This is a genomic window from Streptomyces sp. CNP082 (genome assembly GCF_059570535.1).
Genome location: NZ_JCANSZ010000007.1, coordinates 16,384 through 37,516, shown reverse-complemented (window position 1 = coordinate 37,516; position 21,133 = coordinate 16,384). Strand labels below are relative to the sequence as shown.

The window sequence follows — 21,133 nt, the reverse complement described above, 5'->3', positions numbered from 1 at the left end:
CGTACGGCCTAGACCTCGTCGCGGGACGTGAGCCGTTCGGCGGCCGGGGTCCCCGGCACGGCCGCATCCGCCGTTTCGGTCAGCGGCGGCGGCATGAGGTGCTTGCGGCCCAGGCAGCCCAGGATGCCGAAGCCGGCCAGCAGCAGGGCGCCGGTGAAGATCCATTCGCGAGAGCCGTCCGGGCTGTAGACGCGGCCGGGGAAGCCGACGTCGACGGCCCGGCGCTTCTCCCCCGGGTCCATGCTGCCGCGCCCGGCGCCGTAGTACGTCGTCTGCTGCACCTGGCCGCCGCCGCGCGGCCGGAACGTGCCCGACCAGGTGCAGCTCTCGTGTCCCGGATGCTGGACGCACTCGACGTGCCGCGCCGTGAACACCCCGGGCGTGCCGTCCGCCCGGGCCGCCCGTATCACGTGCCCCAGGTTGGGGAGCGACACGTACAGCAGCAGTGCGGCGACGACCAGCAGCACCCCGGTCCGCAGGCGGGAGACCGGGCGCCGGGCCGTCACGCCGGATGCCCCTGCGGCACCCGGACCACGGCGCAGGTGCAGCGGATCCCGGCGGCCTCCGCGCCGGCCGGCCTGCGGTGCAGCAGCACGGCGACCACCATCGGCAGAGTCACCAGCGCGTTGTAGAACAGGTGGAGTTCCACCCGGGGGATCAGCAACTGGATGATGCTCGTCGGCACCGAACGGCCCGCGAGATAGCTGTCCGTCTGTGCCTGCAGCAGCAGGATGAGGTGCTCGAAGTGGTGCCAGACCTGGATGCCGAGCGTGATGTTCCACCAGATGCGCGAGGAGCCGGTGAAGCCGGGGCGCAGCAGGACGAACCCGGCCAGCATGATCAGGGCGTAGCCGTAGTGCATCCACTCCGATGTCACCAGCCAGGGGAAGGGCATCCCCAGTACCCCGCGCGCATCGGGAACCGGCCAGTTGTAGATGTAGATCTGGATGGCCTGGACGACGTGCTCCGACCAGTGGGCCAGCACGATGAACACGAAGACGCCGAGCGCCGCCTTGTGCCCGCCGGTGTTCAGTCGTGAGCTGTCGCCGAGGGTCCGTCGGGAACGGGTGGTCATGCTCGCTGCCATGAACCGACTCCCCTGCTCTGGGCAGTTGGACGGGTATGCAACTCAGCGTAGGGAGAGCCGCGGAAACCCCCTTCTTCCTGCTTGCTCTCTTGTGAGGTCCGTCCGGGGAGGGCGGGACGGGGAGTCCGGTGCGGTGGCGGAGACCCCCATACGTGGGCCGCGGAGACCCCATAGGTGTAGGGGGCATGCCTCCTCCGGAGTGGGGTTATCCCCCCTTCCTCCGGTGGAGCTGGGGCGCCCCCGGGTTCACCTGCCAGCACGATGGGGACGGCGCCCGCGCGTCAATACCGTCGTAGCGGCAGGTGGGGGCAGGGTGCGCCCGCCGCACACGAGGGAGAACGACGATGGGGGCACCAAGAGCTCCGAGGGCCGCGAAGCGGCGGGGCGTCGCCGCGGCCGTCGGCGGCTGGAGCGTCACCCACCGCTGGGCCGCGGTGGGTATCTGGGTGTTGTTCGTGGTGCTGGCGACGGTCGCCGGCTCCGCGGCGGGGCGCGCGGACGTCAGCGACAGCGAGGAGGTCCCGGGCGAGACCGGGCGGTCCGCGAAGCTGCTGGAGGACGCGGGCGTGGACGAGCCGGTCGGGGAGAGCGTGCTCGTCCAGTCGCCCGAGGGTGCGCTGAAGGCGTCGGCCGGCGAGTTCCGTACGGCCGTGGCCGACGTCGTACGGGCCGTCGAGGGCACCGGCGAGGTGACGGACGTCGTCTCGCCGTACGACAGCGACACGATCTCCGAGGACGGGCGCTCCGCGCTGGTCCAGTTCCGGATGAAGGGCGACCCGGAGACCGCCGCGGACCGGGTGGAGCCGGTGACCGACGCGGTCGCGAAGGTCCAGGACGAGCACGGGTCGCGGGGGCTGCTGATCGAGGAGATCGGCGGCGCCAGCATGGAGAAGACCTTCGACGACGCCTTCGGCGAGGACTTCAAGAAGGCGGAGTACTCGGCGGTGCCGATCGCGTTCGGCATCCTGCTGATCGTCTTCGGCGCGTTCGTGGCCGCGCTGCTGCCGGTGGTGCTGGCGATGACGGCGATCGTGGCGACGATGGGCCTGATGGGCGTGGTCAGCCACATACAGCCGATGAGCGACGTCGCCGATTCGGTGATGCTGCTGGTGGGGCTGGCGGTCGGCGTCGACTACTGCCTGTTCTACCTGCGCCGCGAGCGCGAGGAGCGGGCCAAGGGCCGGGACGCGCGTACCGCGCTGGAGATCGCCGCCGCCACCTCCGGGCGCGCGGTGCTGGTCTCCGGCATCACGGTCATCGTCGCGATGTGCGGCATGCTCTTCACCGGCCTCGCCGACTTCTCGGCGATGGGCGTGGCGTCGCTGATGGTGGTCGCGGTGGCCATGGCCGGCTCGGTGACCGTGCTGCCGGCGATGCTGTCGCTCCTCGGCGAGCGGGTCGAGAAGGGCCGGGTGCCGTTCCTGGCGCGGCTCAAGCGCGGGAAGTCCAACGCCGGCGGCGAGAGCCGGGTGTGGCGGGCCGTCCTGACGCGGGTGCTGCGCCGGCCGAAGGCCGCGGTGGTGGTGGCCACCGGCGCGCTGGTGGCGATCGCGGTGCCGGCCGTCGGCATGAACACCGCGAACCTCACGCTGGACCAGGAGTTCGGCGGCTCGCTGCCGATCGTGCAGACCTACGACCGGATCAACGAGGCGTTCCCCGGCGGCTCCGACCCCGCCGAGGTGGTCGTCAGGGCCGACGACATCAACGCGCCCGAGGTGCGCAAGGCCATCGCCGACTTCGAGGAGCAGGCGCTGGACACGGGCGCCTCCAAGGGCCCGATCGACGTCCAGGTCCACGACGGCAAGAACGTGGCGATCATCGACGTGCCCCTCGTCGGCGGCTCGGACCAGGACAAGGCGGAGAAGAGCCTCGCGCTGCTGCGCGACGAGATCCGGCCGGTGACGCTGGAGGCGGTGGACGGCGTCGAGGCGCCGGTCGGCGGCCAGGTCGCGGGGAGCAAGGACTTCAACGACCAGCTCGTCGGCGCGGTCGTGCCGGTCTTCCTCTTCGTGGTGGCCTTCGCCTTCGTGCTGATGCTCATGGCCTTCAGGTCGCTGACGATCGCGGTCACCTCGATCCTGCTCAACCTGCTGTCGGTGGGTGCGGCGTACGGCGTGCTGACGATGGTCTTCCAGCACGGCTGGGGCGCGGGCCTGGTCGGCGCCGAGGGCGTCGGGGCGATCGTCGCCTGGCTGCCGCTCTTCCTCTTCGTCATCCTCTTCGGGCTGAGCATGGACTACCACGTGTTCGTGGTCTCGCGGATCAAGGAGGCGCGGGCCGAGGGCCGGAGCACCGCGGACGCCATCGCGCACGGTGTGATCACCACGGCGGGCGTGGTGACCAGCGCGGCCGTCATCATGGTCGCCGTGTTCTCGATCTTCGGCACGCTGTCGATGCAGTCGATGAAGCAGATGGGCGTGGGCCTGGCGACGGCGGTGCTGATCGACGCGACGATCATCCGCGGCGTGCTCCTGCCCGCGGTGATGAAGCTGCTCGGCGAGCGCAACTGGTACTTCCCGAAGGCGCTGCGCTGGCTGCCCGACCTGGAGCACGACGAGCCGCGGCCGGAACCGACGGGTAGCATTCCGCCGCCGCGTCCCGCAGACTCTCCGTTGGTCGGAGGGAGCCGCCGATGAACCTGCCGTTCGGCAACTACCAGAACGAGATCTATCTGAACGGGCTGGCGGACAAGCTGCCGCCGTTCACCACCGAGCTGACCGCGCTGGAGCAGTCCGCGCGCGAGCGGCTGGCGGACGGTCCGTTCTGGTACGTCGCGGGCGCGGCCGGCTCGGGCGCCACCGCCCGGGCCAACCGGGAGGCGTTCGACCGGGTCCGCCTCGTCCCGCGCATGCTGAGCGGCGCCACCGAGCGGAGCCTGGCCACCACCGTGCTGGGCTCCGCGCTCCCCGCGCCGGTGCTGCTGGCGCCGGTCGGGGTGCAGTCGATCGTGCACCCCGACGGCGAACTGGCCACGGCCCGCGCCGCCGCCGGCCTCGGCATCCCGATGGTGATGTCCACGGCCTCCTCGTACTCCATCGAGGAGGTCGCCGAGGCCAGCGGCGCGGGCCCGCGCTGGTACCAGCTCTACTGGCCGAACGACGACGAGGTGTGCGCCAGCATCCTGGCGCGCGCCCGCGCCGCGGGCTTCACCGCCCTCGTCGTCACCCTCGACACCTGGACGCTGGCCTGGCGCCCCCGCGACCTGGACGCCGCCTACCTGCCGTTCATCCGCGGCGTCGGCACCGCCGTCGCCTTCTCCGACCCGGCGTTCCGCGCCGGCCTGGCGAAGCCGCCGGAGGAGGACCTGGGGGCGGCGGTGCTGCGCTGGGTGCCGATGTTCACGGGGGCGGACCGGACGTGGGACCGGCTGCCGTTCCTGCGGGAGCACTGGGACGGGCCGATCCTGCTCAAGGGCATCCAGCACCCCGACGACGCCCGCCGCGCCGCCGACGCGGGCATGGACGGCGTCGTCGTCTCCAACCACGGCGGCCGGCAGGTCGACGGCGCGGTCGCGTCGCTCGACGTGCTGCCGGAGATCGCCGAGGCGGTCGGCGACCGTGTCGAGGTGCTCTTCGACTCGGGCGTACGGACCGGGGCCGACGTGCTCAAGGCCCTCGCCCTGGGCGCGCGTGCGGTGCTGTACGGCAGGCCCTACGCCTACGGCCTCGCACACGGCGGCGAGGAAGGCGTCACGCACGTGCTGCGCAGCCTGCTCGCCGACCTCGACCTCACCCTGGGTCTTTCGGGCCACCGCTCGGTGCGCCGACCGGGGCCGGACGACGTGCGCCGCCTTCCGGGCTGACCGCCCGCAGCGCGTAGCCCGCGGAGGTGGCGGCGACGTAGCTGAGCACGGCGTACACCGCGCCGGGCATCGCCATCTCGGTGCTGTCCAGCAGCGTGGGGCTGATCGCGATGGTCATCGCAAGACCCACGTTGTGCATGCCGATCTCGAAGCAGCACGCCACGGCCTGCGGGTGCGCGGCGCGCACCAGCCGGGTGGCGGCGTAGCCGACGGCCAGCGAGAGCAGCGTGAACAGGAACGTGATCGGCCCGAGGTCCACGAACGACTCGGTGATCCGGTCCCGTTCCTCCCAGGCCACCCCGACGATCACCAGGAAGAGCCCGCACAGGGACCCCACCCGGACCGGCCGGTCGATGCGCTCCCTGACCCGCGGCGCGCGGGCCCGGGTCAGCATGCCGAGCCCGACGGGGATCAGCACGATCGCGAACACCTGGAGGATCTTGTCGTAGTTCAGGCCGAGCGAGTCGCGGCCGACGTCGAAGTACTCCAGCGAGAGGTTGACGATCAGCGGCAGGGTGAACAGCGAGAGCGCGGAGTTGACGGCGGTGAGCGTGATGTTGAGGGCCACGTCGCCGCCGAAGAGCCGGCTGTAGTAGTTGGCGACGGCCCCGCCGGGCGAGGCGGCCAGCAGCATCATCCCCACCGCGTACGCGGGCGCCAGGTCGAAGGCGAGCACCAGCCCGAAGCAGGCGGCGGGCAGCAGCAGCACCTGGCACACCAGCGCGACGGCGACGGCCCGCGGGTGGTGCCTGACCCGCCGGAAGTCGGCGAGCGTGAGGCCCAGCCCGAGGCCGTACATGATGAACGCGAGCACGACAGGCATCAGGACGGTCGTTACCGGGGAATCCACGCGCACCAGACTGCCGGGGCGCGCGGCGCGCTGTCCATGCCGGAGAGGTCTCGTTAATTCGATGGCGCCGCGGCGCGCGCCCGGCTCACGATGACGCGCATGCTCACGACTCTCCTCGCCTTCCTGGGCGCCTGCTCGCTGATCGCCGCCACGCCCGGCCCCAGCACGGTCCTGCTATAGCGCTCGTTTGTACTCCTGCGCCCATACGGCGTCGCGCTGGTCAGCGGGCAGGGTGGCTAACCCGTGCCGTAGATGATCCGCCGCTGTGTCTGTATCTTCCAGGGCGAGGTACGCGAGGCCGAGATTCAGGTGCTGGTAATCGCTCGTCAGCCAGTAGGCCGTGTCCAGCGGTGGGTCGCCGCCGGCGGCTTCAGCCAAGTCCGTTGCCTCACCCAGCAATCGCACCGCGGAGCGCCGGTCACCCATGGCGGCGTATGCCTGTGCGGCCTGGCTGGCGTCGCCCATGCGCTGAGCGTTGGTGGCGCCTGGAGACAGGTACGCCGCGGAGAACCAGCGGGCGGCAGCGTGAGGACGCTTCTGTTGTCGCGCCAAGTAGCCGTGGAAGTTGAGGGCCTGCGCTGCCAGTGGGCCGTTCTCGGCTTCGTCAGCCAATTCGACGGCCTCAGCCAGCAGGGTCACCGCCCGGGCGTCGCGCCGTGCCTCTGCGTTCAGCCAGCCGGTGAATTGCACGTGCTCAGCGACTACCGTCGCCAGGCCGTCACGGTGGGGGCCACGAGCACCTTTCAGCATGGCCAACAGCGTCTCCCGGTGTGCTTCCGCGCCCGGCAGCAGCACCTCGGGCCCCACTACGTCGTCGGCCCGCCTCTGTGCCGCCAGCGCCTGCGCCAACGCCTCAACTGCCGTTCCGTCCAACCGAGACGGATGTGCCCTTACGTACTCGACGCGCTCTCCGTCCACAGGCTCTACCTCCGCAGCAGGGGGCGTGCGCTCCGCTCTTCCACGGTACCCGGGCAGATCCACGTCCAGCACTTGTGCCAGCAACGGTCCGTACGGGCTGCGTGGATCGGTAGGGTCCCGCCGCCCGCTCTCCCACCATCGGACCTGCCGGGCATCGCATCCCGTCTTGCCGCCGCTGGCATCATTCAGCGCGCGAGCCAGTTGATCCTGGCTGAGCCCAGCGCCCTCCCGCGCTTCCCGGATCGCGTCGCCTAACGCGCTCATCCCTCACCCGACCTGAGGTCACTTCCAAGTGACCTCAGTATGCACCTGATCACGGACAGTGCCCGGCCAGTTGAGTGTGGTGCACACGACGGGAGGTGCTGGATGAGCTGGTTTGACGATCCTCTGCACTTCCCGCCGTGCCGCTGTGGAAGCCCCATCTGCCCGGAGGTAAAACGCATGGCGACCGGCAACAGCAAGCACACCGTAGGCGCAGCGCAGGAGCGACGGGACACGTACTGCGACGACCTGGAGATTGAGGACCCCGGGAAGCGCCAGGAGCACGTGTCGAACCCCATGTACGTGAAGCAATGGGACAGGGATGACAACCCCTTCCCCGGCAAGCCAACGCCCAAGTGAACACCCCGTGTTCGCCAAGGAGGAGTACGCGGCGCGGACGCCGCCCATCACACCGGTACCGGGCTGCAGGACATGCACGCCCATCGCACTGGCCGGACGTATGGCCGAATTCGTCGGGGATACGACCTGGGGTGTCCGCGCTGGCCTCCGCATGCTCATCCATCATCAGGATGACCACGCGGACGGGACTCTTATTGTCACGACCCACCATTCGCTACGCGGCGGCAGTGATCTCGGTCGTAACCCTCGCGCTGATGACTGCGGGCGCGTTGGCGCCGGTGGTTCTGGCTGACATGCGCGCCATCTGACAGCGGCCTGGCCTCGCCGTGACGACTACCGGTGCAGCCAGAAGCCCGGGCCTGGTCCCAGTCCGGGAAGTGCCCAGCGCGGAAGCGGGTGGTTCATGAACTGACCGGCACATGTCGCAGAAAGGCGCCCCAACCGGGTCCGGTCCGCCCCTGGCCGGAACATTGCCCCGGGTGGGGCGTCCCCGCGCCGCTGCCGCCACTCTCGCACTGGGCAGGCGCGGGCATCGCCGGAAGACACCGAAGACGGCAACCGCGAGGTGCTGGGGGTGAGGGTCGGCGACAACGAGACCGGCCCCGGGCGCCCGGCGTGCACGTGAGGGTGACGAACTCGCGGCAACCCACCCCTGAAACCGGCCCAAATCACCCACGGGAGTCGACTTTCGCCCGCCGACGTGCACCTGGCGGCCAATCGCCGACCAGGCCCGAAGCCTGACACTCCTGGAGCGCCGGCCGCCGTGACCCCAGGGGGACAAATGCCCCAAATCCTGTCACCGCGGCCCTCAGACGCACGGCCGCTCACCCCGACGCGCCCCAGCCACCCCGTCGCTGCGCCACCCACCGCCCCCGCTACCCCGACGCAAACCCGCCCGGCAGCAGGCACCACCCCGTCGCCGCGTCGCCGAGATCCGTGGTGGTCACACTTCTTACGCGGGCCAACCTGCTGGAGTACACGGTCCCCCAAGAGTCGGGCCCGATTACCGGCCCCGAGCTGCTGGCTGACCGGCTCACCCCGGAGTGGCTATCACTGCCGATCGGCCACGCGCACCAGACTCCCGGGGCGCTGTCCATGCCGGGGAGGTCTCGTTAATCCGATGGCGCCCGGACGTGCGCCCGCCTCAGGATGACGCATGCTCACGACTCTCCTCGCCTTCCTGGGGGCCTGCAGCCTGATCGCCGCCACGCCCGGCCCCAGCACGGTCCTGATCATCCGCAACTCCATGCACAGCCGCCGCGCCGGGATGATGACCGTCCTCGGCAACGAGACGGGCGTCTTCCTGTGGGGCACGGTCGCCGCCTTCGGCCTCACGGCGCTGCTGGCGGCCTCGCAGGTGGCGTACGACGTGATGCGCTGGGTCGGCGCGGCGGTGCTGGTCTGGTTCGGGGTGCAGGCGCTGCGCGCGGCGCGGCGGGGGAACGCGGCGGAGTTCGCGGCCCAGGCGGGCCCCGAGGTCACGTCGTGGCGCGCGTACCGCTCGGGGCTGCTGCTGAACCTGGCGAATCCGAAGGTCGGCGTCTTCGCGATGTCGTTCCTGCCGCAGTTCGTGCCGGCGTCGGCGCCGCAGTTGGCGACGACGGTGGCGTTCGCCGCGCTCTGGGCGGTGTACGAGGTGGGGTGGTACGCGGTGTACGTGTGGTGCGTGGGGCGGCTGAAGGGCCTGCTGTCCCGGGCGGGCGTGCGCAAGCGGCTGGAGCAGGTGTCCGGCACGGTGCTGGTGGCGCTGGGCGTGCGGCTCGCCGTGGAGCACTGAGCGGGGCGCAGGAGAACGCGGGGGCGCCACGGTGCGGTCGGGGCGGGTACGGGCCGGAATGCGACCCTGACCGGAACGTTACGCGCCCGTGCAGCGCGCACCGCAGACTCGTGCGGCATGGATATGCGCCCGAGCGGCAGCGTCGCCGCGTCGAAACGGCTCCTTGTGGCCGTCGTGCTCCCGGCCGCGCTGCTGGCCGCCGGCTGCGGGGGCGACGGCGGAGGCGGCGGGGAGGAGGACGAGGCCCGTAAGCCGGCCGCCTGCACGCTCGCGTCCGGCCGGGCCGACGGCGACTCCGGCCGGGCCGACGGCAAGGTGAACCGGGACGACGTGGACGGCGACGGGAACGCCGACGCCGTCCTCAACGGCTGGTACAAGGACGGCTCTTCGTGGGGGAGCAACCGCTTCGTGCTCCGGGCCGCGGCCGGCGGCCCGGACCCGTCGGCCGCCTTCCCGCTCTCCGGCTGCTATCCGCCGCACGGCCCGCTGCCGCAGTTCCCCTTGGGCTACGACTTCTCCGTGCAGCTCACCGGGGACCTCGACGACGACGGCTACGCCGACGTCCTCGTCCGCGGGGTGCGGGGCCCGGACGGCGCCGAGTCCGGGCGGCAGCGCATCGTCTGGGGCGGCCTGGAAGGGCCGGTGGCCGCGACCGACCTGCCCCGGGACGCCGACCCGGCCGCCGGCGTGGGCGACTTCGACGGCGACGGCGCGCTCGACCTGCTCACGCTTGCCGTCTCCGGGGGCGAGTACGACATGCGGCCCCAGCCCGCCACCGTGCTGCGCGGCCCGCTCCGCCGCACCGGCGCGCAGCCGCGCTCCACCGCGCGCACCGACGTGGGATTCGACGGCTGGGCCTCGGTCACCGAAGCGGTCGTCGGCGACTTCGACGGCGACGGCCGCGACGACCTGGTCACCAAGGCCACGTACGACGAGGAGGATGTGCGCTTCGAGGAGGACATGCCCGACGGCGTCGTCGACGCGGCGCTCTACCGCGGCACGCCCGCGGGGCTGCGGCTCGCCGGCGCCGTGCCCGGCGTCACGTCCGATTCCCCGGTGGGGAACAGGGGCACCGTTCCGCTGGCGTCGGGTGACTTCGACGGCGACGGGTCGGACGACGTCGTCACCCAGGAGGAGAACGGTGACGGCATCGTCGTCTACGGCGGCCCGAAAGGCCCGGGCACCGGGCGGGCGGACACCGCACTGGGCCGGGAGGCGGACCTGGCCTGGGCCGTCGGCGACGTGAACGGTGACGGGACGGACGACCTCGCCACGTCCCACGCCGTGGGCGGCGGAGAGGGGGAGGTCACGGTGGCCCTCGGCGGCACCGGCGGCCTCGACGCGGAGGGTACGCAGGTCATCGTGCCGCAGGACCTGGGTGCGAAGCCCCGGGGACGCCTGCACGCGGACCACTTCTTCGGCTGGCAGCTCCACCTCGCCGACCTCGACACGGACGGCTACGACGACCTGGTCCTCGGCACGTTCCGCGCGGGCGACCCGCCGGAGGAGTCGGGCTACTGGATCCTGCGGGGCACGCCGCAGGGGACATCTGTGCGGGAGCGCGACTTCGTCGTGACCCGGCACGCCGGATAGCGGTACCCGGGGCTACGGCGTGTGCGTCGGGGCGACGGGGAGGTAGCCCAGGTCCACGGGTCCGTCGTGCGGCCCGGTGAGGAGACGGGCCAGCGGCGGCGGCCACAGCGGCTCGTACGGGTCCGCCACCTCCGCCGGGGTCCACCACCGCCAGCCGAGGATCCGGTCCTCCGGGTGCCGGGCGACCGCCTCGGCGGTCGGCTCCCGGCGCGGGCCGGCGGCCAGGTAGATGTGCTCGTGCTGGCGCACGGGCACGCCCTGCCGGGTGAAGTCGTGCACCCAGGTGCACAGCAGCTCGCCGGCCGCGACGTCCGTCCAGCCGGTCTCCTCGTACAGCTCGCGCACCGCGCCCGCGCGCGGGCTCTCGCCGGGGTCGAGACCGCCGCCGGGCGTGGCCCAGTGGATGCCGGCCTCCACGTCGTCGTAGCGGAACATGAAGATCGCGCCGTCCGGGTCGAGGAGCGCGAGGCGGGCGGCGCGGCGGGGTGTGCGCATGTGCCGACCCTAGCGGGTGCGGCCGGTGCGTCGATCATTTGTCACGGGTGCGTACGGGAACGGGGGTCCACTGGACACCCGCCGTCACCAGCCCGACAATTCGAGGGTGCCCGGCTCTGACCACCCCACCTCCTCATCCTTCCCCGTATACCCGGCGGGGACCCCGCGCGTGTCCGACGAAGAGCGGGACAGGGCCATCGAGTTGCTGCGCGACGGCGCGGCGGAGGGACGGCTGTCCCAGGACACGTTCCTGGCCCGCATGGAACTGGCTTTCGTCGCCCACTCCCACGAGCAGTTGGCGGCGCTGACCGCCGATCTGCCGCCGCGCGAGGGGCGGTTGACGCGGGTGATCCTCGGCACGGTCGCCAAGGCGTCGTCGCTCGGGGTGCGGGTGAAGCAGGCGTGGCAGGCGGAGCGGCTGCCGCCGCTGATGCTCCCGGCGCCGGGGACGGCGCCGCTGCGCATAGGCCGGGACCCGCGCAACGGGCTGCGGCTGATGGAGGAGACCGTCTCGCGGATGCACGCGGAGCTGCGCTGCGCGAGCGGGGTGTGGCTGCTGCGTGACCTCGGCTCGACGAACGGCACGTTCATCAACGGCCGCCGGCTGACGGGCGAGGCGCCGGTCCGGCCGGGCGACCAACTGGGCTTCGGCTTCACCCGGTATCTGCTGACGTCCCGCTGACGTCCCGCTGACGTCCCGCTGGCGTCCGACTGCCCGGCCCCCGGCAGGCGCGGCCGTCCCGGCGATACCGGGCATAAATCCCCGGCTGATCAGGTTCGCCCCTGAGCGCCGCCGCACGCCGCACCTGACCAGGTCCGCCCGCGACCCTGCCCGCGTGCTCCGACACTGCGCGGTTGCAGTGAAGCATGGTTGAAGTTCTAGCTTTACGGGGCAGGCCGCCGCACCCGGCCGCGCACCACGAGACGGGAGAACCCGATGGACATGCAGTCCACCGCCTGGCAGTCGCTCCACAGCACGGTCACCGCACAGCGGGACAAGCGCCCGCTGTCGCGGGCCGGGCTCGGGCGGATCTGGCGGTTCGCGCAGCCGCACCGGCGGCTGCTGAGGTGGTTTCTGCTGCTCAGCGTGGTGACCGCGGCGCTGGCCGTGGCCACGCCGCTGCTCGCCGGCCGGGTCGTGGACGCCATCGTCAGCGACGCCGACCGGGGCCGGGTCGTCTCCCTGGCGCTGCTGATCGCCGCGATCGCCGTCGCCGAGGCGGGGTTCGGGCTGCTGGCGCGCTGGCTGTCGGCCCGTATCGGCGAAGGACTCATCCTGCAGTTGCGCACCGCCGTCTACGACCACGTGCAGCGCATGCCCGTCGCGTTCTTCACCCGCACCCGCACCGGCGCCCTCGTCAGCCGGCTCAACAACGACGTGCTCGGCGCCCAGCGCGCGTTCAGCAACACCCTCTCCGGCGTCGTCGGCAACGTGGTGACGCTGCTGCTCACGCTCGCCGTCATGCTGCGGCTCTCCTGGCAGATCACCCTCCTCGCGCTCGTGCTGCTGCCCGTCTTCGTGCTGCCCGCCCGCCGCATGGGCGCCCGCCTCGCCCGGCTGCAGCGGGAGGCCGCGGGCCACAACGCCGCGATGGGCACCCAGATGACCGAGCGGTTCTCGGCGGCCGGCGCCACGCTCGTCAAGCTGTACGGGCGGCCGGAGCGGGAGTCGGCGGAGTTCCGGCGGCGGGCGGCGCGCGTACGGGACATCGGGATCCGTACGGCGATGGTGCAGACGCTCTTCATCACCGCCCTCACCCTCGTCTCCGCGCTCGCCCTCGCGCTCGTCTACGGCCTCGGCGGCTGGTTCGCGCTGCGCGGCACCCTCGACCCCGGCGCCGTCGTCGCCCTCGCCCTGCTCATCACCCGCCTGTACGCGCCGCTGACCTCGCTGGCGGGGGCGCGGGTGGAGGTGATGAGCGCGCTCGTCAGCTTCGAGCGGGTCTTCGAGGTGCTGGACCTCAAGCCGCTGGTCGCCGAGCGGCCGGACGCGCGGGAGGTGCCGGACGGGCCGGTGGCGGTGGAGTTCGACGGCGTGGACTTCGGCTACCCGGCCGCCGACAAGGTGTCGCTGGCCTCGCTGGAGGAGGTCGCCGTGCTGGACAGCAAGGCCGGCGCGCAGGTGCTGCACGGGGTGTCGTTCCGCGCGGAGCCGGGGCGGATGGTCGCCCTCGTCGGCTCCTCGGGCGCCGGCAAGTCGACGATCGCGCAGCTCATCCCGCGGCTGTACGACACGGACGGCGGCACGGTCCGCCTCGGCGGCGTGGACGTCCGCGACCTGTCGGCCGCCTCGGTGCGGGCGACGCTGGGCATGGTCACCCAGGACGGGCACCTCTTCCACGAGTCGGTACGCGAGAACCTGCTGCTGGCGCGGCCGGACGCGAGCGACGCCGACCTGTGGGACGCGCTGCGCAAGGCGCGTCTTGACGAGCTGATGGCGGCGCTGCCGGAGGGTCTGGACACCGTCGTCGGCGAGCGGGGCTACCGGCTCTCCGGCGGTGAGCGGCAGCGGCTGACGATCGCCCGGCTGCTGCTGGCCGAGCCGCGCGTGGTGGTGCTGGACGAGGCCACGGCGCACCTGGACTCGACGTCGGAGGCGGCCGTGCAGGAGGCGCTGGCGGAGGCGCTGGCCGGGCGCACGGCGGTGGTCATCGCGCACCGGCTGTCCACGGTGCGGGCCGCGGACCAGATCCTGGTGGTGGAGGCGGGCCGGATCGTGGAGCGGGGCACGCACGCGGAGCTGCTGGCGGCCGGCGGGCGGTACGAGGAGCTGTACCGGACGCAGTTCGCGGAGGACGGCGGGGCCCGCGCGGGCGGCGCGGGCGGCGCGGGCGGCGCAGAGGCCGGAGAGAGCGGGGAGAGCCGGGAGAGCGGGGAGAGCGGCGCGGGCGGGGAGTTGGTGGCGCAGCAGGCGTAGGACACGGGCGTACGGGGCGGCATCAGACGACCGGGTCCGGTTCCGGGACGGGTGCGCCCGGCAGGTGGCGGCGGGTGCGTACCGGTGAGAAGTACAGCGGCAGCGCCGCCACCACCAGGATCACCGCCCCCGTCCACAGCGCCGCCCGCACGCCCGCGAACTCGCCGATCACCCCGGACAGCGCCGAGCCCAGCGCGACGGACCCCATCAGCAGGAACCGGAAGGTGGCGTTCATCCGGCCCAGCAGCGCGTCCGGCGTCAGCCCCTGGCGCAGGGTCAGCCCCAGCACGTTGTCGATGCCGGTCTTCACCGACACCAGCGCCATCCCCGCGGCCCCCGCCGCGCACAGCAGCGGCGGCCGGCCCAGCAGCGGTACGAGCAGCGCCGCCGGCGCCACGCACAGCCCCACGGTGGCCAGTGTCCACCCGCACCCCCACCGGGCGGCGAGCGGCCGGGCGAGCCGGGCGCCGACGAAGGTGGCGGTGCCGCAGCACACCCAGTAGCCGCCCAGCAGCCAGGCGGGCAGCCCGAGTTCGCGGACGAAGAGCACCGGGACCATCGTGTTGACGGTCTGCGCCCCGAGGTTGGCGCAGGCCGCGCCGAGCGCGAGCGGACGCAGCTCGCGGCTGCCCAGCACGTGCCGCAGCCCGTCGCGCATCTCGGCGGCCAGCCGGCGGGACGCCGCCGGCGCCGGCCGCGTCCGGCGGGAGGTGCCGCCGCGGATGCCGGTGAGTGATATGGCCGTGGCGAGGTGGCTGACGGCCTGCGCCGCGACGGCGACCGGCGCCGTCAGCACCTCCACCAGCAGCCCGCCCACGCCGCGGCCGGCGACGCTGCCGACCGCGTAGAGGCTGACGATGCCCGCGTTGGCCCGCACCAGCGCCTCCCGCCCGACCACCGCGGGCAGGCAACTGTGCGAGGCGACGTCGAAGAAGACCGTGGCGCAGCCGGCCAGCAGCACGGCCGCGTACAGGTGCGGAAGCGTGAGGGCACCGAACCACCAGGCCAGCGGCACGGCGGCGAGCAGCACGACCCGCGCCAGGGCGGCGGTCACCAGCACCGGCACGCAGCCGAGCCGGTCGACCCACACCCCGGAGGGCAGGCCGATCAGCAGGTAGGCGGAGGTGCCGAGCGCGGCCAGCAGGCCGATCTGACCTGGGCTCGCGCCGAGACCGAGCGCCACCAGCGGAAGGGCCAGATGGCCGACCTGGATGCCGATCTGATCGGCGGCGGTGGCGGCGTAGAGCCGTCGGAAGGCGGGCACGCGCCAGGGGGATGCGTATGCCATGGAGGGAGCTTGCCGTGCCGCCCGGGCGCGGCGAAACCAGCGCGCGTCCGTCCCGCAACGGCGGCCCCGCTACCGGTATCCTCCGCCTTTCGCACCCCGCGGCGGGGGCGCCGCTTCGGGTGCGGCCAGCAGCGGCAGCACGTCCGCCACCAACTCCAACTGCAGCCGCAGCGCGTCCCGCGGGGCCGCGCGCAGCACGGCGCGCATCAGGTCGGTGGCGCCGGCGGGGGCGGTGAGGTCGCCCAGGTGGCGCTGGCAGGTGCCGAGGTCGAGAGAGGGGTTGGGCAGGTCGTTGGCCGCCCACAGGGTGCGGATCAGCTCGTTGGTCATGACGGCCGCGGCCCACCCCGTCTCCACGGGGTCGCCGCGGCGGCGCACGTCGTGCATCTTGGGGACGACGTGCGCCCAGAGCTCGGCGTAGTGCGCCTTGACGGGGGCGGGGGTGCGGTAGCCGGCGTGGATGGTCGCGGCGTCGGCCATGAGCCGGGCCACGACGCCGTCGGGGTCGTGCAGCGGGACGCCGTCGAGGAAGGCGTAGCCCCAGGACTCGTCGCCGACCCGGTGCGGGGCGAAGCGCGAGCGCCACTGCTCGGCGGTGCGGGGCAGCAGGTCGACGGGGAGCGGGCGGCGCCGGGACCGCCAGGGGGCGGGGCGTTCGGGGTCGGTGGCGGTGACCACGAGGACGTCGAGGTCGGAGTCGGAGCGTCCGGTTCCGCGGGCGAGGGACCCCGACAGCAGGACGCCGCGGACGTCGGGGTCCGCGCGCAGTTCGGTCAGCACCACCTCGAGCACCGTGCGGTGCAGGGGGGTGGGAAAGGCAGCGGTGGTCATCTCGCTCCCGGGTACGGCCGTCGGGAGCGTAGCAGCCCCGGCACCGAGCGTGGGGGCCGGGGCGGCGCAGGCGTCCCGCTGGGGCCGGGAAACCGAGGTGCGCGGGCGGTGGCCGGGCGGTTAGGCTGGGTGCAGAACCGCGTCCGAGGCACCACCTGAGGCCCGCTTGAGGGCCCGGCTGAGGCCCAACTGAGGTCCAATTGAGGTCCAATTGAGGTAAGGAGACGCCGTGGCAGGCTGCTGCTGCGCGGGCATCGGCGGGATGACCCGTCTGTGCACCGGTGGCCACGCAGGTCTGCGGCATGCGGCCTTCTTCCTTCTCGTGCCGTATCGCCCCCGCGTGGTCCCGGCGCCCTGACCGGCAGCCCGGGACGGCACTCCCGCTGAGCGACTCCGTCGCAGCCCCCGCGATCCGCACGCCTTGAGCGTGCCCGCAGGGCATTTCCCGTCACGTCCGCGTGCCCCGCCGAGGGCCGACGTCGCGCTGTACGGCCAGGGCCATCCGCCAGTCCAGGAACGCACTTCTTCCCGGAAGGACGGCAGGCTGTGGCCCGCTCTCACCGACGCATGTCCGCACGCGCGGACTCCGATACGAACCGCCGCCCCGACGCCCGCACGAATCGCCGCCGCGGCTCCCCGGCGGGGGGCCGGGGCAACGACACCGGGGGCGAAGTCCGGGGCGGCGCCCAGGATGATGCCCGACGCGAGTCCCGCGGCGAGTCTCCTGGGAACGCCCGCGCCGACGCCCGGCGTACGCCCCGTGGAGGCGCCCGCGGCGACGCTCGTGACGACAACCGGCGCAACTCCCCCCGTGAGTCCGGCGGAAGCGCCCGCGGCGGCGCCCGTGCCCGGTCCCTCGCCCTCTCCCAGAACTTCCTGGCCGGCTCCGCCGTCGCCCGGCGGGTTGCCCGCATCGCGCTGCCGGAGCCCGCTGGCCGGCTGGTCGTCGAGGTCGGCGCCGGCACCGGGACCCTCACCGAGGCGCTGGCCCCGCGCTGCCGGGAGCTGGTCGCCTACGAGATCGACGCCCGGCTGCTCGCCGGGCTCCGCGCGCGGCTCGCGGCCCACCCCCATGTCCGCGTCGTGGAGCGGGACTTCCTCACCGCCCGGCCGCCGCGGGAGCCGTTCGCGGTGGTGGGCAACGTGCCGTACGCGCGGACCTCGGAGATCGTCGACTGGTGCCTGCGCGCACCGCGGCTGGAGTCGGCGACGTTCGTCACCCAGCTCGAGTACGCCCGCAAGCGGACCGGGGACTACGGCCGTTGGAGCCTGCTGACCGTCCGCACGTGGCCGTGGCACGAGTGGCGGCTGTGCGGACGGGTGTCGCGGGAGTGCTTCCGGCCGGTGCCGCGGGTGGACTCGGCGGTGCTGCGGATCGACCGCCGCCGGCGCCCGCTGCTGCCGCGGGGCGAGGAGGGGGCGTACCGCCGCATGGTCGAGGCGGGCTTCGGCGGCGCGGGCGGCACCCTCTTCGCCTCCCTCCGCCGCGCGGGCTACCCGCAGGGGCGCCTGACGACGGCTTTCCGCGCGGCGGCGCTCCCGAAGGACACGGTGGTGGCCTTCGCCACCCCCGCCCAGTGGCTGACGCTGCACAAGACGCTGCGCTGAGCCGCGGCAACGCGCGGCAGCGCGGCAACGCGCGGCAGCGCGGCAACGCGCGGCAGCGCGGCAACGCGCGGCAGCGCGGCAACGCGCGGCAGCGNCGCGGCAACGCGCGGCAGCGCGGCAACGCGCGGCAGCGCGGCAACGCGCGGCAGCGCGGCAACGCGCGGCAGCGCGGCAACGCGCGGCAGCGGCCCCCGCCCGCAAAGCGGGCGGGGGCCGGCTGCCTGGCGTCCTGCGGGGAGCAACCGCACCCTGCTGTCACGCCCCCCAGGCGGAGGCCGCGTGCCGTACCAGCCGCCCCCTCCCCGCTACGCCACTGCCCCGTCCGGGCCGAAGCCCCGCTCCGGCACCGGCTCCGCCGCCGCGGCGTCCCGCGCCGGGTCACGGGGCTGGCGGGCGAGCCACTGGCGGTAGCCCTCGGCCCGTTCCGCGTGCCAGCCGGCCTGGCCGCGGTGCAGGTCCCACGCACCGGCCGACGCCACCTCCCCGTACCGCTCGGCTATCGCCACCGCCAGCCGGACCGCCGCCAGCGCGTCCTCCGCCGCGTCATGCGCGCGGCCGAGCACCACCCCGTACTCCACACAGACCGCCTCCAGCGTCCGCTTGCCCTCCCGGAACGGGTCCACCGTCCTGTCCATCGCGTACGGATCGATCACCGGGCCCTCCTCCCGGCCGCCCAGCCGCTCGCGCATCGAGGCGAGCGAGTGGCGGCGCAACTCCGCGGCCAGCAGCGTCAGGTCGAACGTGGCGTTGTACGCGACGACGGGCACGCCGCGGGCCCAGTGGGCCGCCAGCACGTCCGCCACCTCGTCCGCGACCTCCGCCGCCGGCCGGCCGTGGGCCGACGCCCGCTCGTCGGTGATCCCGTGGATCGCGGTCGTCTCCGGCGGCACCGGAACGCCGGGGTCGGCCAGCCACTCCCGCCTGCGCGTCGGCACGCCGCGGACAGCCTCCACGACCGCGGCGGAGACGATCCGCGCCTCCCCCGGGTCCGTCCCGGTCGTTTCCAGGTCGAAGCCGACCAGCAGCTCCCCGTACCACCCCATGGGCGCCCTCCCTGCTCCGTGGCGAGTGACTCCACACTCTCACCTGCCACTGACATACCGGATCAGAAGATTCCGGATATCGGGGAGTGGTCAAGGCGCGTAGACAGGGAGCGAAGGAGGGGGTGCGCGGCGCCCGTTACGAGACCGGGCGCGCGTCCGTCCAGAAGCTCTCGAACTCCTCCCGGTACACCTCGAAGAGCCCCGGCTCGCCGCCGCCCTCCCCGTGCACCAGCTCCCGCCGCGCCGCCCGCAGCACCAGCGCCGGGGCCTCCGCGCCGCGCGCCCGCCGCAGGTACGTCTGCACCACCCCGAGCCCGTCCGGGCGGTCGCCGTTGATCAGGTACGCCGTGAAGCGCGGCGTCTCGTCGAAGACCCGGATGTCGAACGCCCACGCCGCGGCCCCGGCGCTCTGCGGGCGCAGCCGGGAGCGTACGCGGCGCATCTGGATGATGTTCGTCTCCACCGACCGCGCCAGCTCGCCCCGCTTCATGCCCAGTTCGCGCTCCCGCCGGCGCAGCGTGCTGCTCGCCGGGTTGAGGAAGAGCAGCCGGATCCGGCAGCCGCTCTCCGCGAGCCGGGCCAGGCGGCGGCCGGAGTAGTTCTGCACCAGCAGGTTGAGCCCGATGCCGATCGCGTCCAGCCGCCGGGCGCCGCCGAAGAGGTCCTCCGCGGGCAGCGCGCGCTGCAGCCCGACCCGGTCGGGGTGGACGCCGACCACGTCCGCGTACCGGTCGCCCACCAGGTCCTCGACCGCGTCCACCGGCAGCCGGTCCGCGGACGGCGGCTGGTCGTCGGCGCCGAGGAGGCGCAGCAGCCGGGTCGCCGCGCGCTCGGCCTGCGCCAGCACGGTGCCGGACAGGGCGCGGTTGCGGGAGACCACGTTGCGGGCGACCTCCAACTCGTCGAGCGCCAGCTCCAGGTCGCGCCGGTCGTCGAGGTACGGCTCGAAGCACGGCCAGTGCTGCACCATCAGCTCCCGTAGCTGCGGCAGCGTCAGAAAGCTGATGACGTTGTCGTCGGCGGGGTCGAGCAGATAGCCCTTGCGCCGGCTGACCTCCCGCACCGCCACCGCCCGCTGGACCCACTCCTGGCCCGCGGGACCCGCCGCGGCGACGACCCACTCCTCGCCGTGCACCGGCTCGTAGACGGGGCGCAGCACCGAGGCGACGACGGAGCGCAGCCGCTGCTCGACGACGTTCAGCCAGATGTACGCCCGTCCCGCGCGCGCCGCGCGGGTACGGACCTCGTCCCAGTCGTCCTGGCCCCAGCCGATCTCCGCGCCGATCTCCATCGGCCGGGCCAGTGACACCGTCCCGGGCGGCGGTGGCGCGCCCGGTGGCGGCTCGGTCGAGCCGCCGCCCCCGCGGCCCTCGTCTTCAGCACCGCCTGCCGGGGGCAGCTCAAGACCGCCCGCTCCCACGCCCGTACCGCCTTCCGCGCCCTGCTCCACGATCACGGCAGCGTACTGCCACGATCTCCGGGGCGCATCCCGATCCAGCCAGGGGTAACCCAACTGCCGCAGGGCGTTTCGCGGTTGTCACCCCGGCGGTCCGCGTACAACTCCCGGGCGGCCCGCGGACGGCCCCGCGGACGACCCCGCGGACGACCGTCAAGTGCCCCTCGGACGACGGGCGTACGACGCGCACCGCGGCCCGTCGTGCCGCTACGCCCCGCCCTCCGGCGCCGCCCCGGCCGCCGCCGGACGCGCCCCCCACAGGACCCCCGCGAGCAGCCCGGCGATGTTCCACGCGTCGTCCACGCCGCGGTGGTGCGTGCCCGTCAACTCCCGCCCGGCGTGCGCCAGCGCCTCCGCCATCCCCAGCTCGCGGCCGAGCCCGTGGGCGAGCGCGTAGAGCGTCTTGGCGTTCACGTGCCGCCGGCCGAAGGGGTACGCCGCCTGCCCGCCGGCGCACTGCCGCTCGAACTGCCGCCGGTCGTAGTCGCCCCAGCTCGCCCACACCCGCTGCCGCGCGCCGTACTCGTGCCGCAGCAGCGCGCACGCCTCGGCGAACGGGACGCCGGCCGCGACCTGTTCGGGGGTGAGCGTGGTCAGCCGGGTGCAGAAGTCGCTCACCTCGGAGCGCTCCGGCCGCACCAGAACCGACCGCCGCGAGAGCCGTTCGCCCGTCGGCACCTGAAGCTCGCAGAGCCCGATCTCGATGATCTCCGGGCTCATCCCGGCGGGCGGCGCGCCCTCCCAGCAGGTGGCTTCGACGTCGACGACGAGGACGCGGTCGAGGAGTTGCGTGGCCATGCGCACCAGCCAAGCACGCGGCGCCCGCCCGCCGCGCGGTGTTTTCGGG

General features: G+C 73.6%; 17 protein-coding genes and 2 pseudogenes. 9 read left to right on the top strand and 10 right to left on the bottom strand.

Annotation, left to right across the window (positions count from 1 at the left end; genetic code table 11):
* Positions 1-8 precede the first annotated feature (8 nt).
* Positions 9-506 (bottom strand): hypothetical protein, encoded by a 498-nt coding sequence (locus B124_RS08505; protein WP_496502081.1) that lies wholly within the window; start codon positions 504-506, stop codon positions 9-11.
* Positions 503-1,087 carry a hypothetical protein gene (locus tag B124_RS08500; protein WP_496502080.1) on the bottom strand — a complete coding sequence of 195 codons (585 nt, stop codon included), beginning with the start codon at positions 1,085-1,087 and terminating at the stop codon, positions 503-505. The genes B124_RS08505 and B124_RS08500 overlap by 4 nt, the downstream gene beginning before the upstream one ends.
* Before the next feature lie 344 nt (positions 1,088-1,431).
* Between B124_RS08500 and B124_RS08495 the strand changes: the two genes are divergently transcribed.
* Entirely contained in the window at positions 1,432-3,723 is a 2,292-nt protein-coding gene (locus B124_RS08495) for an MMPL family transporter (protein ID WP_496502079.1), read from the top strand.
* On the top strand, positions 3,720-4,889 hold the full coding sequence (locus tag B124_RS08490; RefSeq protein ID WP_496502078.1) for a lactate 2-monooxygenase: 1,170 nt from the start codon (positions 3,720-3,722) through the stop codon (positions 4,887-4,889). The genes B124_RS08495 and B124_RS08490 overlap by 4 nt, the downstream gene beginning before the upstream one ends.
* On the opposite strand, the gene B124_RS08485 is transcribed toward B124_RS08490, so the two are convergent.
* On the bottom strand, positions 4,816-5,739 hold the full coding sequence (locus B124_RS08485; RefSeq protein ID WP_496502077.1) for a bile acid:sodium symporter family protein: 924 nt from the start codon (positions 5,737-5,739) through the stop codon (positions 4,816-4,818). The genes B124_RS08490 and B124_RS08485 overlap by 74 nt on opposite strands.
* 99 nt (positions 5,740-5,838) lie before the next feature.
* On the opposite strand from B124_RS08485, the pseudogene B124_RS08480 reads away from it, so the two are divergent.
* A pseudogene (locus B124_RS08480) lies at positions 5,839-5,916 on the top strand (LysE family translocator); the annotation flags it as partial.
* Here B124_RS08480 and B124_RS08475 read toward each other — a convergent pair.
* Entirely contained in the window at positions 5,914-6,921 is a 1,008-nt protein-coding gene (locus tag B124_RS08475) for a helix-turn-helix domain-containing protein (RefSeq protein ID WP_496502076.1), read from the bottom strand. The pseudogene B124_RS08480 and the gene B124_RS08475 sit on opposite strands and share 3 nt — an antisense overlap.
* A 177-nt stretch (positions 6,922-7,098) precedes the next feature.
* On the opposite strand from B124_RS08475, the gene B124_RS08470 reads away from it, so the two are divergent.
* The 3 genes from B124_RS08470 (at position 7,099) to B124_RS08460 (ending at position 10,648) form a co-directional block, all read left to right on the top strand.
* Positions 7,099-7,278, top strand: a complete 180-nt coding sequence (locus tag B124_RS08470) for a hypothetical protein (RefSeq protein WP_496502075.1) — start codon at positions 7,099-7,101, stop codon at positions 7,276-7,278.
* Positions 7,279-8,434: 1,156 nt separating this feature from the next.
* Positions 8,435-9,055, top strand: coding sequence for a LysE family translocator (locus tag B124_RS08465; protein WP_496502074.1), 621 nt, complete (start codon positions 8,435-8,437; stop codon positions 9,053-9,055).
* Between the two features lie 117 nt (positions 9,056-9,172).
* Positions 9,173-10,648 carry a VCBS repeat-containing protein gene (locus tag B124_RS08460; RefSeq protein ID WP_496502073.1) on the top strand — a complete coding sequence of 492 codons (1,476 nt, stop codon included), beginning with the start codon at positions 9,173-9,175 and terminating at the stop codon, positions 10,646-10,648.
* Positions 10,649-10,660: 12 nt separating this feature from the next.
* On the opposite strand, the gene B124_RS08455 is transcribed toward B124_RS08460, so the two are convergent.
* Positions 10,661-11,143 carry an NUDIX hydrolase gene (locus tag B124_RS08455; RefSeq protein WP_496502072.1) on the bottom strand — a complete coding sequence of 161 codons (483 nt, stop codon included), beginning with the start codon at positions 11,141-11,143 and terminating at the stop codon, positions 10,661-10,663.
* Between the two features lie 169 nt (positions 11,144-11,312).
* Here B124_RS08455 and B124_RS08450 point away from each other — a divergent pair, with 169 nt between their 5' ends.
* Together B124_RS08450 and B124_RS08445 are read left to right on the top strand one after the other, a co-directional pair.
* Positions 11,313-11,825, top strand: coding sequence for an FHA domain-containing protein (locus tag B124_RS08450; RefSeq protein WP_496502071.1), 513 nt, complete (start codon positions 11,313-11,315; stop codon positions 11,823-11,825).
* A gap of 255 nt (positions 11,826-12,080) precedes the next feature.
* Positions 12,081-14,060 carry an ABC transporter ATP-binding protein gene (locus B124_RS08445; protein WP_496502070.1) on the top strand — a complete coding sequence of 660 codons (1,980 nt, stop codon included), beginning with the start codon at positions 12,081-12,083 and terminating at the stop codon, positions 14,058-14,060.
* A gap of 22 nt (positions 14,061-14,082) precedes the next feature.
* On the opposite strand, the gene B124_RS08440 is transcribed toward B124_RS08445, so the two are convergent.
* Both B124_RS08440 and B124_RS08435 read right to left on the bottom strand, forming a co-directional pair.
* Entirely contained in the window at positions 14,083-15,348 is a 1,266-nt protein-coding gene (locus B124_RS08440; protein ID WP_496502069.1) for an MFS transporter, read from the bottom strand.
* Positions 15,349-15,417: 69 nt separating this feature from the next.
* Complete coding sequence (locus tag B124_RS08435) at positions 15,418-16,179, bottom strand: nucleotidyltransferase domain-containing protein (RefSeq protein ID WP_496502068.1); 762 nt, start codon at positions 16,177-16,179, stop codon at positions 15,418-15,420.
* An 825-nt stretch (positions 16,180-17,004) separates the two neighbouring features.
* Here B124_RS08435 and erm point away from each other — a divergent pair.
* Positions 17,005-17,787: pseudogene (erm, locus tag B124_RS08430) on the top strand (ErmE/ErmH/ErmO/ErmR family 23S rRNA (adenine(2058)-N(6))-methyltransferase); the annotation flags it as partial.
* A gap of 305 nt (positions 17,788-18,092) precedes the next feature.
* Here erm and B124_RS08425 read toward each other — a convergent pair.
* The 3 genes from B124_RS08425 to B124_RS08415 all read right to left on the bottom strand — a co-directional run bounded on the left by B124_RS08425 (position 18,093) and on the right by B124_RS08415 (position 21,084).
* Complete coding sequence (locus B124_RS08425) at positions 18,093-18,830, bottom strand: exonuclease domain-containing protein (RefSeq protein ID WP_496502067.1); 738 nt, start codon at positions 18,828-18,830, stop codon at positions 18,093-18,095.
* Positions 18,831-18,966: 136 nt separating this feature from the next.
* Entirely contained in the window at positions 18,967-20,250 is a 1,284-nt protein-coding gene (locus B124_RS08420; RefSeq protein WP_496502276.1) for a DUF5919 domain-containing protein, read from the bottom strand.
* Positions 20,251-20,493: 243 nt separating this feature from the next.
* Positions 20,494-21,084: a 3'-5' exonuclease gene (locus B124_RS08415; protein WP_496502066.1), complete on the bottom strand. Its 591-nt coding sequence runs from the start codon at positions 21,082-21,084 to the stop codon at positions 20,494-20,496.
* Positions 21,085-21,133: the final 49 nt, after the last annotated feature.

Coding starts and splice junctions, on each gene's coding strand:
- B124_RS08455 (WP_496502072.1), bottom strand. CDS start 11,143: ATGCGCACACCCCGCCGCGCCGCCCGCCTCGCGCTCCTCGACCCGGAC.
- B124_RS08465 (WP_496502074.1), top strand. CDS start 8,435: ATGCTCACGACTCTCCTCGCCTTCCTGGGGGCCTGCAGCCTGATCGCC.
- B124_RS08475 (WP_496502076.1), bottom strand. CDS start 6,921: ATGAGCGCGTTAGGCGACGCGATCCGGGAAGCGCGGGAGGGCGCTGGG.
- B124_RS08440 (WP_496502069.1), bottom strand. CDS start 15,348: ATGGCATACGCATCCCCCTGGCGCGTGCCCGCCTTCCGACGGCTCTAC.
- B124_RS08415 (WP_496502066.1), bottom strand. CDS start 21,084: ATGGCCACGCAACTCCTCGACCGCGTCCTCGTCGTCGACGTCGAAGCC.
- B124_RS08500 (WP_496502080.1), bottom strand. CDS start 1,087: ATGGCAGCGAGCATGACCACCCGTTCCCGACGGACCCTCGGCGACAGC.
- B124_RS08460 (WP_496502073.1), top strand. CDS start 9,173: ATGGATATGCGCCCGAGCGGCAGCGTCGCCGCGTCGAAACGGCTCCTT.
- B124_RS08435 (WP_496502068.1), bottom strand. CDS start 16,179: ATGACCACCGCTGCCTTTCCCACCCCCCTGCACCGCACGGTGCTCGAG.
- B124_RS08470 (WP_496502075.1), top strand. CDS start 7,099: ATGGCGACCGGCAACAGCAAGCACACCGTAGGCGCAGCGCAGGAGCGA.
- B124_RS08495 (WP_496502079.1), top strand. CDS start 1,432: ATGGGGGCACCAAGAGCTCCGAGGGCCGCGAAGCGGCGGGGCGTCGCC.
- B124_RS08490 (WP_496502078.1), top strand. CDS start 3,720: ATGAACCTGCCGTTCGGCAACTACCAGAACGAGATCTATCTGAACGGG.
- B124_RS08445 (WP_496502070.1), top strand. CDS start 12,081: ATGGACATGCAGTCCACCGCCTGGCAGTCGCTCCACAGCACGGTCACC.
- B124_RS08425 (WP_496502067.1), bottom strand. CDS start 18,830: ATGGGGTGGTACGGGGAGCTGCTGGTCGGCTTCGACCTGGAAACGACC.